This window comes from Phenylobacterium sp. (assembly GCF_044372605.1).
Lineage (GTDB): Bacteria > Pseudomonadota > Alphaproteobacteria > Caulobacterales > Caulobacteraceae > Phenylobacterium.
Genome location: NZ_JBILRO010000051.1, coordinates 1 through 15,776, shown reverse-complemented (window position 1 = coordinate 15,776; position 15,776 = coordinate 1). Strand labels below are relative to the sequence as shown.

11 protein-coding genes and 1 pseudogene are annotated in these 15,776 nt (G+C 65.6%); 7 read left to right on the top strand and 5 right to left on the bottom strand.

All coding sequences use genetic code 11. The annotated features are described in order from the left end of the window. A pseudogene (locus ACIQ42_RS06655) lies at window positions 1-1,089 on the bottom strand (hypothetical protein); the annotation flags it as partial. 465 nt (window positions 1,090-1,554) lie between these two features. Between ACIQ42_RS06655 and ACIQ42_RS06650 the strand changes: the two are divergent. After that, the gene (locus ACIQ42_RS06650; RefSeq protein ID WP_397421426.1) at window positions 1,555-2,394 is read left to right on the top strand and encodes a hypothetical protein; all 840 of its coding nucleotides are present in this window, start codon (window positions 1,555-1,557) and stop codon (window positions 2,392-2,394) included. A gap of 29 nt (window positions 2,395-2,423) precedes the next feature. Here the strand turns inward: ACIQ42_RS06650 and ACIQ42_RS06645 are convergent, their stop codons facing one another. Then, a complete protein-coding gene (locus tag ACIQ42_RS06645; protein ID WP_397421425.1) occupies window positions 2,424-3,557 on the bottom strand; it encodes a hypothetical protein in 1,134 nt (377 codons plus the stop codon). Window positions 3,558-4,090: 533 nt separating this feature from the next. On the opposite strand from ACIQ42_RS06645, the gene ACIQ42_RS06640 reads away from it, so the two are divergent. The 6 genes from ACIQ42_RS06640 (at window position 4,091) to ACIQ42_RS06615 (ending at window position 11,900) form a co-directional block, all read left to right on the top strand. Next, window positions 4,091-4,879: a phytanoyl-CoA dioxygenase family protein gene (locus ACIQ42_RS06640; RefSeq protein WP_397421424.1), complete on the top strand. Its 789-nt coding sequence runs from the start codon at window positions 4,091-4,093 to the stop codon at window positions 4,877-4,879. A 141-nt stretch (window positions 4,880-5,020) separates the two neighbouring features. Then, complete coding sequence (locus ACIQ42_RS06635; RefSeq protein ID WP_397421423.1) at window positions 5,021-6,961, top strand: DUF3604 domain-containing protein; 1,941 nt, start codon at window positions 5,021-5,023, stop codon at window positions 6,959-6,961. A gap of 84 nt (window positions 6,962-7,045) precedes the next feature. Then, window positions 7,046-7,825 carry a peptidyl-prolyl cis-trans isomerase gene (locus ACIQ42_RS06630; protein ID WP_397421427.1) on the top strand — a complete coding sequence of 260 codons (780 nt, stop codon included), beginning with the start codon at window positions 7,046-7,048 and terminating at the stop codon, window positions 7,823-7,825. After that, window positions 7,822-8,835, top strand: coding sequence for a HupE/UreJ family protein (locus tag ACIQ42_RS06625; protein ID WP_397421422.1), 1,014 nt, complete (start codon window positions 7,822-7,824; stop codon window positions 8,833-8,835). The genes ACIQ42_RS06630 and ACIQ42_RS06625 overlap by 4 nt, the downstream gene beginning before the upstream one ends. 327 nt (window positions 8,836-9,162) lie before the next feature. Further along, window positions 9,163-10,167 (top strand): SDR family oxidoreductase, encoded by a 1,005-nt coding sequence (locus tag ACIQ42_RS06620; RefSeq protein WP_397421421.1) that lies wholly within the window; start codon window positions 9,163-9,165, stop codon window positions 10,165-10,167. Between the two features lie 80 nt (window positions 10,168-10,247). Further along, window positions 10,248-11,900 (top strand): sulfatase-like hydrolase/transferase, encoded by a 1,653-nt coding sequence (locus ACIQ42_RS06615; RefSeq protein ID WP_397421420.1) that lies wholly within the window; start codon window positions 10,248-10,250, stop codon window positions 11,898-11,900. 132 nt (window positions 11,901-12,032) lie between these two features. Here ACIQ42_RS06615 and ACIQ42_RS06610 read toward each other — a convergent pair whose 3' ends face one another. The 3 genes from ACIQ42_RS06610 to ACIQ42_RS06600 form a co-directional block, all read right to left on the bottom strand. Then, the gene (locus tag ACIQ42_RS06610) at window positions 12,033-14,072 is read right to left on the bottom strand and encodes a TonB-dependent receptor plug domain-containing protein (protein WP_397421419.1); all 2,040 of its coding nucleotides are present in this window, start codon (window positions 14,070-14,072) and stop codon (window positions 12,033-12,035) included. Window positions 14,073-14,214: 142 nt separating this feature from the next. Continuing rightward, entirely contained in the window at window positions 14,215-15,396 is a 1,182-nt protein-coding gene (locus ACIQ42_RS06605) for a CaiB/BaiF CoA transferase family protein (RefSeq protein WP_397421418.1), read from the bottom strand. 25 nt (window positions 15,397-15,421) lie between these two features. Next, window positions 15,422-15,776 (bottom strand): enoyl-CoA hydratase-related protein (locus tag ACIQ42_RS06600; RefSeq protein ID WP_397421417.1); only part of this gene is annotated, 355 nt, incomplete at its 5' end.

The following is a 15,776-nucleotide window of genomic DNA, read 5'->3' as shown; positions in this document are numbered from 1 at the left end:
CGGACCAGCGGGCGAACCCGTCGGCGGCGCAGGGCTGTCCTTGGGCATTTCAAAAGGACCATCTGGCGCGTCGGGCGGGCCGAAGGGGTCATCGCCGCCGGGTTTCGGGGTTTCTTCGCCGGGTCCTGTAGGCAGATCACCGCCGCCCGGACCGGGACCACCACCAACACCAACACCACCACCGCCGCCGCCGCCGATGCCACCGGAGCCGCCGCCAGCTCCGCCGCCACCGCCACCGGAACCTCCGCCAAAGCCAAAGCCAAAGCCGAGACCGTCACCACCGCCGGCGCCGCCGGCGCCTGGCGGGGGATCAAGGAAGGTAAGACCGCCCTCGCTGCCGCCCTCGCCACCAGTCGGGCCCGCGCCCTCACCGGAGCCCGCACCGTCGCCCGAACCCGTCCCGCCGCCAGCAAGCGGGGGTTGACCCGAGTCGAAGCCGGAATTCTGTGTCTCTGGCAGGATCAGATTCCCCGGATTGAAGGTCGCCAGGGGGCCTGTCTGTCCAGGGCCCGGACCGGCGCCAGGGCCGTCCGCGCCGCCACCGCTGCCCTGGCCGCCTGCGCCGCCGGAACCGGCCTCAGCCGCGCCACCGCCACCTAGAAACGCACTCAGACGTCCGCCATCCAGCACACTGTCGCCTTCCATCAGGCTCGGCGCAGCCACGGCGGCAGCAAGCATCAACATTCCCGCAATCACGGCGCGTCGGGCCCTGCGGCGACGCCCGAGTTCCACGTCGCAGACCTGCGCCTGCAGCGCCGGATGCCAGGGAACCAGGGGGCAGATCTCCCCATCGGGGCCCATCAGGCGGCCCGGCCACATCCAGGCCCACAGCCAGCTCACGCGCCACCAGCGCGACAGGAAACGATCCAGCGCCCGGTTGGAATGCCGACCGCCTTGCCCCATCGGCTCCGCGCGGATGAAATCGCGCTGCAAGGGTCCGGGCCAGATCGCAGCGACCGCCGCAAACCACCAGAGCGCGCCAAAGCGTCTGCGGTTCGAGTTCAGCGGTTCAGGCCAAAGCCAGGTGAGCAGGCTGACCAGAAGGGCCGGTCTACGGTCAGGCGGAGTATCAAAATGGATCGTGGTCATAGGCGGCTCGCCTCGGAGCCACGGGGACTCACGCCGTCTATCAACTTGAAAATCGCTGTATCAGCTGGTCCGAAAAAGTACCCTGGCGTCACCCATTTTTGGATGTTTCCTGAGACGATATCCCCAGAAATTCGTCCTGAATACTTTAATCCCGCGTATTCTGACAGTTCTACGCCTCGATCCCACGAATACTTACTAATAATATGAGAAATCATATTCAGACGAAAAATCGCCTGATTTTGAGCACGATCAGGTCGCGCCTTATTTCTGCGTCTGGAACCGGTCATCATGCTGATCGCTCCCATTCTGGGACCTTCGGCTGCATTTCTGATCGGGAACTGCAAAGATCGTGCAACCTCCCGAAGACGTCAGCGCGCCCGGATGACATTCTCGATACCAGGAGCCATAAGGCCGGATACCAGATGGAGCCCCGGTCAGATGCGGCGGATCGCCCCAAGCGTTCTCATGTTTGTACTGTTCTGTGGCCTGCCGGCCGCGGGCCGTGAGTGCGACAGGGTCTGCACAGGGCAGGCAGCCGAGGCCGCGCTGGCGGCGCTGCAGACCGGGCAGGCCGGCAAGGTTCTGCCGCGCGGAGTCCGGATCACCGAAAATGGCCGCGACATCCGGCTGGCCGATAGCCAGTTTTTCGCAATACGCCAGATCACCGCGCGCCAGACCTATTCGGAACTCCAGGCAGGCGCGGTCGGCATCATCGGTGCGGCCGAGGCCTACGGCGGACCCGCGGTCTTCGCCGTTCGCGTAAAGCTGAAGGGCGACCGGGTCAGCGAGGTCGAAACCCTGGTTGTGCGGCGAACGGAGGCGCAGGCGTTCTCGCCCGGAACACTCCGCAACCTGTCGGTCGACGCGGCGCCTGCAGCCCCGAGGGTTCGCAGCTCCAGGCTCGATCTGATCGCCGTCGCAAACGCCTGGCTGGACGGATTCTCAGGTACGCCTGCCGGGCCTGAACCTGTCTCATCGGACTGCGTTCTGTTCGATAACGGCGCGCGGTCGCCTTCGTCATCGGCTTGCAGGGACCTCGCCGCGCTTCGAGGGCCGATCCGGGACCGCCGGTTCGCGTTGGTTGATGAAGAACAAGGGGTGGTCTGGGCATGGGCCGTTGTCGACCATTCCGAAGCTATCGCCAGCGCCGGGACACCTGGCCGGTGGATGGCGCGCAGTGTCCTGCTCGCCGCGCGCCTCAGGATTGATCGGGGACAGATTCAGGACATCGAGTTGGTCGAGAGAAACCTGACCTTCGGCGCATCCTCCGGGTGGGCCCCGCCAAAGCCGAAAAAGCGAACCTGAGGGCTCGGCCCAGAGGCCGCTGCGCGCGATCAGTCTCCGCCGGTTGTCGCGCGCGCCTGAGCAGGCGTCGCAGCCGCCGCTGCCTTGGCGGCCGCGGCTTCGGCCGCTTCCTTCTCCTTCTGGCGAGCGCCGCCCAGGATACCCGGCATGGCGTAGTTCCCCTCGTGGCACGCGTACTCATAGGTGCGCCCGTTCAGCGTCAGGAACGTGTATTCACCGCCCCAGGGCTGTTCCCAGGTGTCCGGATCTTCCACCTGGAAGCGGTAGAGAATCTTGTCCTTGTTCAGCCGGGTGAACCACTCGGTCACCTTCAAATTCTTCCAGGAGCCCATGAAATTCTGGGCCTCGGGGATGTTGATCGTCTCGACCACAAGGGTGTCACCCTCATAGCGGCCAATGGAATCGCCCATCCAGCGGCGCGGACCGTCGGGGCCGTGCTTGTCGGTCAGCCGGATGATCCGGGCGTCGTGGATCATCTCCACCTCGATCACCACGGCGTCCGGGGTCTGCAGGATCTGGTAGTTATTGTTGTAGTAGCCGTTCGGCAGCATGGGCGGGCCATTGTTTCGGCCAAACCCGGTAATGCATCGCTCGCCCAGCGGACGGGTTTCATAGCTGTCGTAGATATCCCGGAAGTCGCCAAATCCCTTGGGCCTTGGCGCGCCAGCCTTGCGCGGCGCCGGCAGACCATTGGGCGTCGTCAGGATCGAGGTCCGGTACTGGCCGTTGATCTCGACCAGGTGGGTGCCCGGGTCGATCCAGAAGGTGTTGTAGCCACCCGTGTCCCCGCCGGCGGCGATGAAATCGGGTCGGATCTCCACCAGTTTGGACGTCAGGCTTTCGGCCTGGATCTTCTCCGGCGAGGCATCAACGTCCGTGGGCCCGTCAAACTCGGCCAGAGCCTTTGCCCAGACCTTCTCAAAACCCTTGGCCTCTTCGGCTGTCAGGGCCGCCTTATTGGATATCCGCGCGTTACGGGTGAGCGGCGTGAGCGTGGCGTTGCTCCAGTATCCCGACAGGTCGGGCTGGCCCATGGCGTTTCGGGTGGGCTTCCAGGCCGGAGCCTTCGCCGCCTTGACGGCGGCTGCCTCTGCAAACGCGGCGCCCGCATGACCGCTCATGCCAAGCACCAAACCAAGGACCACGACCACGGCGCGTCGCATGACAGCAATCTCCCTATGACGTCTTTTGTCAGATCTTGTTACGCCAAACCTACCACCGTTCCGAAGACGGACGGAAGACCGAAGCACGCGCCGCCCCACGCCGACCGCCGCCACAGGCTGCGCCCGTAATTTGGGCGCCGGGGCGATTGAACCCCGATTGAGCCATTGCGCCCCGAAACGTCGCGCCACGCCGGGCTACACTGCGCGCCACCACCGGAATGATGCTGGACTTCAAGGCGAACAAGGCCCGCATAGCCGCCGTGGCGGGCTCGGGCTTTGTCACCGCGACAGACCCTGAAACAGCTTCAGGACGTCCATCCCGGCATCACCCCCGACGTCTTTGGCGTCCTGACGGCCCAGGCCTCCAGCGCCAGTCGCTCATCCTATGGCGGCACGGCCCCGGCCCAGGTGCGGCTTCAGGTCCAGCGTTGGAAGGTTGTGCTGGCTTCTACCTGGACTCCGGGCTCGCGTTGCCGCGCGCGTACGGATCGACTAGCTCTTTGCGCGAGAGTCCCAAGGACCGGGGAGCAGCCATGCGGCGGCACGATCGCAATACGGATTTCAGGTGGCGCGCCTCGACCGGGCCGCGCCGCCGCCTGTCGGAAGCCCAGGCCCGACAGTATGACGAAGACGGTTACTTTCTGCTCGAGGGCGCGTTCAGCGCTGACGAACTGGCTGCCGTTCGCGACGCCATCGATCCGATGGAGCGCGAGGGCGAGGACATCCTGCGCCAGCGTCAAGGCGGCAAGACCTTCATCGCCAAGGCCGACGCCATCACCTTCACCATCCATCTGGTGAAGCGCTCAGAGGTGCTGAAGACCTTCAGTCGCCACCGCGTGTTCAGCGATATCGTGCATGACACCCTGGGCGCCGGCGCGCGGCTCTACTGGGATCAGGCGGTCTACAAGAAGCCCGGCAACCCCGAGGAATTCCCCTGGCACCAGGACAATGGCTACACCTTCACCGAGCCGCAGCAGTATCTCACCTGCTGGGTTCCGCTGACTGACGCGACGCTGGAGAACGGCTGCCCCTGGGTGGCGCCGGGCCTGCACCGGATGGGTACACTGCACCATGAACTGACGCCGCTGGGGCTGGAATGCCTGAAGTCGCCGGCAGACACCGTTCCGGTCCCCGCCAGGGCGGGCGACGTGGTGGTGTTTTCCTCACTGACCCCGCACCGGACCGGCCCCAACCTCACCGGCGAGACCCGGAAGTCCTACATCCTGCAGTATGCGCCGGACGGGGCGGTAGTGCATGAAACTGACGGTAGCAGCGCGCTCGCGAATGATCCGGACCGCCAGTATCATGTGGATCCGGCGTAACACCGCGCCGACGGAAACCTCGGCCTCTCCCCCATCCGGTCAGATAGTGGGACGGTCCACTCCCGGAGCGCCCTGAGATTTGATCTATTCAGACCGACGATATCAGGGTGTAACTGAGGCAATAACTGGGGAGACGCTGAGATGACAAAGGCAAAGGTTACAGCCCTGCGCTATGTGACGCCGGCTGTGGTGGTGGGCGTACTTATCGCCGGCGGCGCGATCGGCGCGCAGACACTGTCAAGACCCAAGGCCGCGGCGCAAGGCGCATCGACGGCGCCGGCCAAGGCCCCGGCGGCCAAGGCGCCAACCCGCCTGCCGGGCTACAGTGCTGACCGCAACGCCTACTATGGCGACCTGCACGTCCACACCCAGCTCTCGTTCGACGCCTACATCTTCAACGTCCGCCGTACGCCGGACGACGCCTACCGGTTCGCCAAGGGCGAGGCTATCGGCCATGCCCAGGGCTACGAGATTCGTCTGGCGGGCGGGCCGCTGGACTTCGTCGCCGTCACCGACCACGCGGAGTACATCGGAGCGATCCGCGAGGCTGGCGATCCGAACAGCCCGCTGTCGAAGCTGCCGGTCACTCAGGGCCTGTTCAGTCCGGACCCCGCCGCGATCCGCGAAGCGTTTACCCGCGTGGTCACAGGATTCCGTAACAACTCCCTGCCGGCGGAATTCGATTCCCCGGCGATTGTCTCGAAGGCCTGGGGCGAGATCCGTGATGCGGCAGCCCGTCACAATGCGCCCGGCCGCTTCACCACCTTCATCGGCTATGAATACACCTCCGCTCCGGATGGCCGGAATCTCCACCGGAATGTGATCTTCAAGGGCTCCAAGGTGGTGGAGTTTCCCTACCATTCAAACATGTCCAAGGATCCCGAGGACCTGTGGCGCACCATGGACGGCTGGCGCGCCAATGGCATCGAGGCCCTGGCGATCCCGCACAACTCCAATGGCTCCGACGGCCTGATGTTCGACAGTGTGCGGCTCAACGGCAAGCCGATGGACAAGGCCTATTCCGATCTGCGGATGCGCAATGAGCCGCTGGTGGAAATGACCCAGATCAAGGGGACGTCCGAGACCCATCCCTCGCTGTCGCCCAACGACGAATGGGCCAACTTCGAGATCATGGAAAGCTACATCGGTCAGGACAAACAGATCACCAAATTCCAGGGTGGCTACGTGCGCCGCGCGCTGCAGGACGGCATCGTCATGCGCCAGACCCAGGGCTTCAACCCGTTCAAGTTCGGCCTCATCGGGGCTTCTGATACCCACAATGCCGCACCGGGCACGGTCGAGGAGCCCAACTACTTCAGCAAGACCGGTCGCAATGACGGCACGCCGGAGTTGCGCGGTTCGGTGCCGCCAAAGGCGGCTGCGGACTGGGAAGGCGCCGATCCCGCCAAGGCCGGCGGTCGGTTCCAGAGCTGGGGCGCATCCGGGCTTGCGGGCGTCTGGGCTGAGGAAAACAGCCGCGAGGCGATCTATGCCGCCATGCGCCGCAAGGAGACCTTTGCGACCTCCGGTCCCCGCATCAAGGTGCGCTTCTTCGCCGGCTATGATTTCCCCGCTGACCTGCTGACCCGCCCGGATACGGTGCGCCAGGCCTATGCCCATGGCGTGCCCATGGGCGGCGACCTGTTGCCGGCGGCGAACAAGGCGCCGAAGTTCCTGGTCTGGGCGGTGCGTGATCCCAGCTCCGGGTTCCTGCAGCGGGCCCAGGTGGTCAAGGGCTGGATCGAGAACGGCGCGGCCAGGGAACAGGTCTTCGACGTGGCCTGCGCTGACGGCCTGAAGGTGGTCAATGGTCGTTGTCCCTCAAACGGGGCATCGGTGGATCTGAAGACCTGCCAGCCTGACCGCTTCAAGGGCGATGTCGAACTGCGTACGGTCTGGGCCGACCCGACCTTCAATCCGAAGCAGCGGGCCTTCTACTACGTCCGGGTGCTCGAGAACCCGTCCTGCCGATGGTCTACCTGGGACGCGTTGCGGGCCGGCGTCGCCCGCAATCCCAAACTCCAGCCCACCGTCATGGAGCGGGCCTGGTCATCACCGATCTGGTTCGAGCCGACAGCCTGATCCGGGTAGTAGATGTCGTCTGATCAGCGCGTTGCGCATTCCTCGAGACTGCAACGGCTCCTTCGGGAGCCGTTGTTGCACTTCATGGTGATTGGTGCGGTGTTGTTCGCCGCGATCGCCCTGGTCAGCGATCAGACCCGGCCGACGGTCCGGCTGGAGGCGCGCGACCTGGAGCAACTGGCCGCCTACTGGGAGATGCAGACCCAGCGACCGCCCACCCGCGACGAGTTGGCCTCCATCATCCAGGAGCGGGTCGATGAGGAGCTGATGGCCCGCGAGGCCATCCGGCTTGGCCTCGACAAGGACGACATGATCATTCGCCGGCGTCTGGCCCAGAAGATGGCCTTCGCCAGCGAGGATGTCAGCACGATTCCGGAGCCGAGCGAGGCCAGGCTCCAGGCGTTCTACGAGGCCAACCGCGCCCGCTACGCAACACCGGCCAGGGTGGCGTTGCGCCACGTCTATTTCAATCAGGATCGGACGGGGACAACACCGGCCGTTGCCGCCGACGAAGCTCTGGCAAAGCTCAAGGCGGGCCAATCGGCGGGGGGCGATCCCGCCCTGCTACCGCTGGCCTATGCCGACATCGCCGTGGCGGATCTGGCGCGTGACTACGGGCCGGCGTTCACCCAGGCCGCGCGCACGGCGCCGTTGGGAACCTGGGTCGGGCCGGTCACCTCGCCCTATGGTGTTCACCTGATCCAGGTCCAGAACCGGCTGGCGTCCGAGGCACTTCCCCTGGCGCAGGTGCGCGCCGAGGTGATGGACGCCTGGATGGCCGAACAGCGGCAGATCAAGAACCGCGCCTTCCGACAGGGCCTGCGCAAGAAATACAAGGTCGAGATCGCGGGACTGCCGCAATGAGGCCGACCGGCTTGTCTGTCTGGCTGGCCGTACTTGTCCTCTGGATTGGCTGGACGGCGGCGGCGGTGGCTCACGAGGTGCGCCCGGCCCTCGTCCAGATCGTGGCGACGGCGCCCGGCGACTATGAGGTCACCTGGAAACGCCCGGTGGTGGGTGACATGGCGCTGAGGCTGATTCCTCACCTCTCAGGCGGCGCGCTCGAGAAGCCGCCGGCGGCGGAACAGGTCGCACCGGGATATATGACCCGCGTCTGGCGGGTTCGCGGCGGCGCGCCGCTGGATGGCCAGACCCTGCGGATTGAAGGCCTGGAACACAGCGTCACCGATGTTCTCGTCCGGGTCTCGGCGCCGGCCGGCCGGTCGCTGGACCTGGTGCTGCGGCCATCGGATCCCACCGTCCGGTTGGACCTTGCGCCCGCCAGGGGCATCGCCGTGCCCGGCTATCTGAAGCTGGGCGTCGAGCATATCCTGACCGGTTTCGACCATCTGTTGTTCGTGCTCGGTCTGCTGTTGTTGATCGGCCCGAACTGGCGACTGGTGAAGGCCGTGACGGCGTTCACGGCAGCCCACAGCATCACACTGGCGCTGGCGGCGCTGGGCTACCTGCAGTTCCCCTCGGCCGCGATCGAGGCGCTGGTGGCGCTCAGCATCCTGTTCGTGGCCGTGGAATTGACGACGAAGGACCGCAATGATCCTACTCTGGCTCGGCGACGCCCCTGGCTGATCGCCTTTTTCTTCGGGTTGTTGCACGGGATGGCCTTTGCCGGGGTCCTGGCCGATATCGGCCTGCCGCAAGGTGCGGCGGCGGAGGCGCTGCTGCTGTTCAACGTCGGCGTCGAGGTCGGCCAGTTGCTGTTCATCGCCGCTGTGCTCGCCGCCATGGCCTTAGGGCGGACAATATGGAACGGACGCGCCTGGACACTTCCGACCTGGAGCGTACAGGCGCCTGCGTACACCATCGGCGGTCTATCAGCATACTGGCTCATCGAGCGTACCCTGGCTGCGGTTTGACGCCGTCCAGTGGCGAATGCACATTGTTCATTAGTTCCATTGCGATTCCGCATGATGGAGTCTCTTCAATCCGTCAGCCCGGCAACCATATCGTAGCTGCGGGACGGGCCCCTCTGACGATCCAGGGATCGTGATGTCGGACCGCATCAGGCGCGCCGGCCAGATGCAAGGCCACTGCTCTCTGTCGGGCTCGCCGCCAACCCAAGACTGTTCGAACGGCTCGGGTCATAAAACTTTCTGCAACCTGATCCAGGACCAGCCCCCTTCCCGGCCACAGCGATACCCCCCGCGGCCGATCTTCTTTCGACGACAGCAGGAGACACGCCGGTGCGCGATGAAGTTAGTTTGAACCGAAGGGCCCTTCTGGGCGCAGTGTCGGTCGCGGCCACGGCCACGGCCATGGCGGCCGGTGCGGCAACGGCCCAGGCCCCTACTTCCCTTGCCGGAAAGTCGGTGCTGATCACTGGCTCCAGCGCAGGATTTGGCCGGTTGACCGCCCTGCATCTGGCAGGCCTGGGCGCCACAGTGATCGCCTCCATGCGCAACCTCGACGGCGGCCGTCGCGCCGAGGCCGTGTCGCTGTTGCAAGAGGCCAAGGGGTTGTCAGGCAAGGTCCATCTGGTCGAGATCGACGTCACAAAGCCGGAGCAGATCAAGTCCGGCGTCGCCCAGGCCGAGCGCATCGCCGGTGGCGGCCTCGATGTTCTACTCAACAACGCCGGTATCGGCATCTCGGGTCCGATGGAGTTGCAGGACGACGCGGCGCTCGAACTGCAGATGCAGACAAACCTCTTGGGCAGCCTTCGCATGGCGCGCGCTGTGCTGCCCGGCATGCGTGCCCGGCGCGCAGGTCTGATCGTTCCCGTCTCGTCACAGCTGGGCCGTATCATCATGCCCAACATCGGCGCTTACTGCAGCAGCAAATGGGGCCTGGAGGCGGCCTTCGAGGCCATGGCCTATGAGCTGGCGCCGCTCGGGGTCGAGGTGACCATCGTTCAGCCGGGCGGCTATCCAACGCGGATCTGGGAGTCCGGCTCCCGGACGGTTGAGGCGATGTTCGCCCGTAACGAGCCAGAACGCCTCCAGGCCTATGCCCAGCACGTGGCCATGACCCGGGCCTCCATGCGCGCACCCCGAGGCGCCGACCCCATGGACATCCCGCGCGCCGTCGCCGAACTGATGGCCTTGCCGGCGGGCCAACGCCCCCTGCGGCGGCCGGTGCATCCGAACACCACGCTGAGCACGGCGGTCAACAAGGCCATGGCCGGCTTCCAGGCGCAGGCGCTGGGGCAAGGTCCGTTCGCACCTTGGCATTCGGCGGTGACGACCTGACCGACGGCCGATGAATTTCCACTTCATATAATGGCACTCGTTATGCCACTATAGCTGTGAGTTTGGCGCGGGGAGTGGTGATGTCACGGAAGCTCTGGTTCGGAGTCGCCGCTGTCGCGGCTGGAGCGGTCGCGCTGGCGGCCGTGAACTACAAGTCCGTCATCCTGTTCGCAGTCACCCAGGTCGGCCGTGAGGATATAGCGCCGAACCGCGAGGTGGTCTGGGCGCAGGGTCCGGCTACGCCATCCGCGGGCGATCGGCCGCCCAACGTGGTCGTGATCCTCGTCGACGATCTGGGGTTCAACGATATCAGTACTTTCGGCGGCGGTGTGGCGGGCGGCGCTGTACCTACCCCCAACATTGATGCCCTTGCCGCCCGGGGCGCAGCCATGACCCAGGCCTATTCCGGTACGGCGGCCTGCGCGCCTTCGCGCGCGATGGTCATGACGGGTCGCTACCCCACCCGGCATGGCTTCGAGTTTACGCCGACCCCTGCCGGTATGAACCGCATCCTGCCGCTGTTCTTCAACGACGGCACGCAGCCGCACCCGATGCTGTCGAACAAGGACGCCGCCGCCAAGCTGCCGCCCATGGCTGACCAGGGCCTGCCCGGTTCCGAGGTCACCGTCGCCGAAATTCTGAAAGACCGCGGCTACCACACCGTCCACATCGGGAAGTGGCATCTGGGCAGCGGAAAGACGTTTGGCGCCAACGCCCAGGGCTTCGACGAAAGCCTGCTGCTCGCCAGCGCGCTCTACTTGCCGGAGAAGGATCCCGGCGTGGTCAACGCCAAGGTCGACTTTGACCCGATCGACAAGTTTCTCTGGGCCCGGATGGAGTACGCCACCAGCTTCAATGAAGGCCCGATGTTCGCCCCGCGCGGATATCTCACCGATTACTACACCGACGAGGCGGTGAAGGTGATCAAGGCCAACAAGAACCGGCCCTTCTTTCTCTATCTGGCCCATTGGGGCGTCCACAGCCCGCTGCAGGCGTCGAAGGCCGACTACGACGCGCTACCCCAGATCAAGGATCACCGGATGCGGGTCTACGCCGCCATGGTGAGGTCCATCGACCGCAGCGTGGGTCGCGTGATGGAAACGCTGCGCGCCGAAGGGATGGACGAAAACACCATCATCGTCTTCTCAAGCGACAATGGCGGGCCGGGCTACATCGGCCTGCCCGAGATCAACAAGCCCTATCGCGGCTGGAAACTGACCTTCTTCGAGGGCGGGATACGCGTGCCCTACTTCGTCTCCTGGCCCGGAAAGATTCCGGCCGGCGGGCGAATTCCGGACCCGGTCAGCCATATCGATCTGTTGCCCACCCTGGCCGCCGCCACCGGCGCGAAGGCGCCGGCCGACCGACCCATCGATGGCGTCAACCTGATGCCCTACCTGACCGGCAAGGCGCCCACGCGCCTGCCGACGCGGGCGATCTTCTGGCAGGACGGCCACTATCTGGCTGTGTTGAAGGATGGCTGGAAACTTCAGACGGCCGAGCGCCCTCGCAAGGACTGGCTCTTCAACCTGGCCGCTGACCCCACCGAACAGACCAACCTTGCCGCTGCAAATCCCGCCAAGGTCGCAGAATTGAAAGCTGCCCTCGCCGCCCATCGCAAGGACAGTCCCGGGCCGCTCTATCCGGCCGCCGGCGAGATGCCGGTGACCATCGACAAGACCCTGGAGCAAAAGGCCACCAAGTCGGACGAATTCATCTACTGGCCGGGATAGCATCCGATCCTGGCCGTCGGGTCCCGGTTGATCACCAGCCGGGGCGACCTGGCGCTCACCACGCTGCGCAACAGCGCCTTCAACGGTGAGACGGTACGGCTTGACGGCGCGGTCCGGACCCCGCCGCGCTGATCAGAAAAGCCAGCGGGCGCGGGCGGTCACGATCGGGCTCAGCCCGGTGGAGCGGCGCTCCCGGAAGTCCACCAGCCCCGCCGAGCGTGCGCCGACGAAGACCGTGCGGGTGCGGACGCGTTCGCGGGCGGTGATGTTCTCCAACTGGAAGCGCATCAGCAGGTCGGGCCGGGGCGTCCAGTCCCAGATGAACTTGATCAGGGGCGCCTCTTCGACACGACGGATCTCGTTGATCCGGTAAAAAGTCTCCTCGAACCCCAGGTTGGTTTCCATGCCCAGGGTCGACTTGAGGGCCGGCAGGTTGCGGGTAATCTCAAGCTGCCCTTCGAACGGACGCTGGCCAGAGATCCGGCGGGGCTGCCCCGTGACCGGATCGGTGACTTTTGATTTCCGCCAGGTTCCGGTGAAGCGCAGCGTAGCTTCCGACACGCCGAGGTTCGCCAGCGGAACCGTCAGGTTGAGCCGGGCCTCATCCCGCGTTCCGGATCCGATGTTTCCGGGCCCGTCGAACCGGCCGGCTACCGGGATCAGGTCGATGGCCTCGTCGATCTTGCCATGGGTCAGGGTCAGGACGGCCGCACCTGACGACCAGAACTGCCGCTCCAGCGCCAGTTCCGTCACCCAGGACCGCTCTGGCTCCAGATCCGAATTTCCGGCCGTCACGGAGTCAGCCTCAAACTCGGAACTTGCGGCAAAGTCCTCGAAGTCGAGCTGCCCCACCGTGCGCTCGACCCGCAGACGGATCTGGCTGTCACCAAGTCCCCAGGAGACCGAAGCTCTGGGCTTGATGAAGGTCAGGGTCTTCTCCTGACTGGCGCCGCCACTCTGGGTGATGGTCGAGGTTTCTACCCTCACGCCGCTGTCAAGCGCGAGGCCGGGCATGGGACGATAGCTACCCGTGAGAAACACCTCGCCACGCTGCTCCTCTACGCGGACATTCGATGACGGCACGGGCGAGGCCTGGCCCGCCAGCACCAGGGCCGCCTTGGCGTTCAGGGTATTGAGCGCCCCCTCACCGCCGGCCTCTATCGCGCCCCACGGTTGCGTCCAGCGCAGCACACCCCGGCCGATGCTCTCCGATGACCGGGCGCTTTCGATGGACGACTGCGAACGTCGCGGCGTCACATTTGAGGCATCGATGGTTTCGCGCTCCAGGCGCTGCAGTCCGGTCACCTGCAGGGCCAGATCGCCGGTGATCGGGCGCTCGTAGTCAGCATTGACCTCAAACTCGGTGTCTCCGCCGCGAATCCGGGTGACTTCCTGGAAGCGGCTGGCCGCAGCGCCGGTCAGATCCGCGATCTCACGCCGGTTCGAGGTCTCCCGGTCCGCCGAGACATTCAGACGCAGCACGTCGGTGGCGGTGCGCCGTTCTGCAGCGCTGTTGAATTGCAGAAATCTCGAGGTGGTCTTCGCGTCAAAGTCACCGACTTCAAAGGGTGAGGCCCCGGAGCGCGTCCGGCTGAGCTTGCCATCGCCGCTGTCGGAGGTGACATCGCTGCGACCGCTGATCTGGGCCTCCGCCGAAAGCCCACCAGATCGCCAGCTCGTCTCAGCTCGCACGAAGCCGCCCACGAAGCCGTCTGCATAGGCCTTGCCGAACAGATGGAACCCTTGCGATGAAGCGGCTCCTGATTTGCGGATCACATTGGCCACCACGCCCTGGCCCTGCATGTCGATGCCCGGCGCTCCGCCCCGGATGACGTCGATCCGTTCCACGGTCTCCGCGGAGATCCGCTGCAGGATGCTGTCCAGGGGCGCCGACTTGGAGGTCGGCCGCTCGCCGTCGATCAGCACGTTACCGCCACCGCCGGCAAAGCCGCGAACCCCCTGGCCGCGATCCAGTACGAAGCCCGGCGTGCGCTCGATCATTTCGCGCGCGGACGAAGGCTGGCCCGGCGCATAGAAACTGGCGGGATAGCTCACCACACCCGTCGCGGCGGCCGGGGCATCGGCGGGTTGGGCTGCCGCCGGTGCGGCGCAGGCCACCAACAGGCCGACGAGAAAGACAGCGCGATAGCGTTGGAGGCCGTCGGATCTCACGCGAAACTCACACCCACAAGGTCAGGCGCTGGAGATAGGGCGCCCGGGCGTTCGACTTATTTCGGGCACGACATATATCTCGCGCTGGCCGAGGTCGCCGTCAGGGCTGCCGCCTTTCTGGTCTGACCTCGACGCGCGAAGCTCATCCCGGCGGCGCGCTGGTAAGCACGCCCGCCGCGGTCAGCCGCTCCACCTCGCTGGCTGAGCGACCCAGCCATTCGCCGAGAACCTCGACATTATGCTCGCCCAGGTGTGGCGCCGGCCCCCGGACCCCGCTCCGGGCATCAGAGAAGCGGTACGGCGATTGCGGAATCGGTCGCGTGCCGCCCGCCCGGTCGTCAATCTCCACGATGGACCTGCGGTGCTTCAGCGTCGGCTGGTCGCGGAGCTCTGCGCCAGGCCGCACCTGCCCCCAGGCGGTGTTCATCCGGTCCATGGCGGTCTCGACGTCGTCCCAGGTCCTGAGATCACCCAGATAGTCTTCAATCACTTTGCGGCGGACGGCGATCTTGGTTTCGAAATCCATGTCCGGCGTGGTCGGATCGGCCACGCCCAGCTTCGTCGTCATCAGCCGCCACAGCAGGCGGATATCCGACGACACCAGGATCGACCCGGCGCCGGTTTCCCACACCTCCGCCGGCAGGCCCATGGTGGCCTCGGAATCTTCGAGCTCGTAGTGGATCTGATCGTCCGTCACCAGGGTGGCGTCGACCATGGCCATATCGATGTGCTGACCCAACCCCGTGCGTTCCCGCAGGATCACCGCCGACAACACCCCGATCAGGCCATGCAGCGAAGCGTTGGTGTCAGCCACAGATAGCGGCAGATCATGGGCCGGGATCTTCCCCCGCCGCGCCGTCCGGGCCAGCAGACCCAACTCGGCATGCACGATCGGCGCATAGGCGGGCCGGCGCGATTCCGGCCCGTTCGCGCCAAATCCCGAGATCGACAGCATGATCAGCCGGGGATTGACGGCCTTCAGCGCCTCATAGCCGAACCCCAGCCGGGGCATCACGTCGGGCCGGTAGTTCTCGAGCAGGATGTCCGCCTGCCGCACGAGATCAAACACCAGCTCCTTCGCGCCGGGCGCGCGCAGGTCGATGGAGATGTTGCGCTTGCCGGCGTTCTGCTGGTGGTAGTAGCCCGGAACACCCCCCACCACCTTTCCCCAGAAGCGTGTGACGTCCCCGTCCGGCGGCTCCACCTTGACCACGTCAGCGCCCAGGTCACAGAGCATCCGCCCCGCAAACGGGCCGGCCAGCACCCGTGAGAAGTCCAGCACCTTCAGCCCGGCCAGGGGATAGTTCGACGGGGCGGCGGTCATGCGGCGTCTCTCCTTGTCCGTCGGGTCAGCGGCCCTGGAAAACCGGTGCGCGCTTGTCGACGAACGCCTGGGAGGCGGCCTTGTGGTCCTCGGTCATCATGGTGCGGATCATGTGGATGGCTTCAGAGTCCAACACGTCCGACAGACTGCCGTGGTCAGCTGTATTGAGGTTCTTCTTCATGTGCCCGATGGCCACTGTCGGCAGGCCCGCCAGCCGCCGCGCCAACTCGGCCGCCGCCTGGGCCAGGTCTTCGGCAGGCACCGAACGGTTCACAATGCCCAGGGCTGCGGCTTCCTTGCCCGTGATCACGTCGGCCATGAAGTAGAGCTCGCGCGCCTTGGCCGCGCCCACCAGATGGCTGAGGAAGTAGCTGCCGCCG

Coding starts and splice junctions, on each gene's coding strand:
- ACIQ42_RS06650 (WP_397421426.1), top strand. CDS start 1,555: ATGTTTGTACTGTTCTGTGGCCTGCCGGCCGCGGGCCGTGAGTGCGAC.
- ACIQ42_RS06625 (WP_397421422.1), top strand. CDS start 7,822: ATGAGGCCGACCGGCTTGTCTGTCTGGCTGGCCGTACTTGTCCTCTGG.
- ACIQ42_RS06605 (WP_397421418.1), bottom strand. CDS start 15,396: ATGACCGCCGCCCCGTCGAACTATCCCCTGGCCGGGCTGAAGGTGCTG.
- ACIQ42_RS06640 (WP_397421424.1), top strand. CDS start 4,091: ATGCGGCGGCACGATCGCAATACGGATTTCAGGTGGCGCGCCTCGACC.
- ACIQ42_RS06630 (WP_397421427.1), top strand. CDS start 7,046: ATGGTGATTGGTGCGGTGTTGTTCGCCGCGATCGCCCTGGTCAGCGAT.
- ACIQ42_RS06615 (WP_397421420.1), top strand. CDS start 10,248: ATGTCACGGAAGCTCTGGTTCGGAGTCGCCGCTGTCGCGGCTGGAGCG.
- ACIQ42_RS06645 (WP_397421425.1), bottom strand. CDS start 3,557: ATGCGACGCGCCGTGGTCGTGGTCCTTGGTTTGGTGCTTGGCATGAGC.
- ACIQ42_RS06635 (WP_397421423.1), top strand. CDS start 5,021: ATGACAAAGGCAAAGGTTACAGCCCTGCGCTATGTGACGCCGGCTGTG.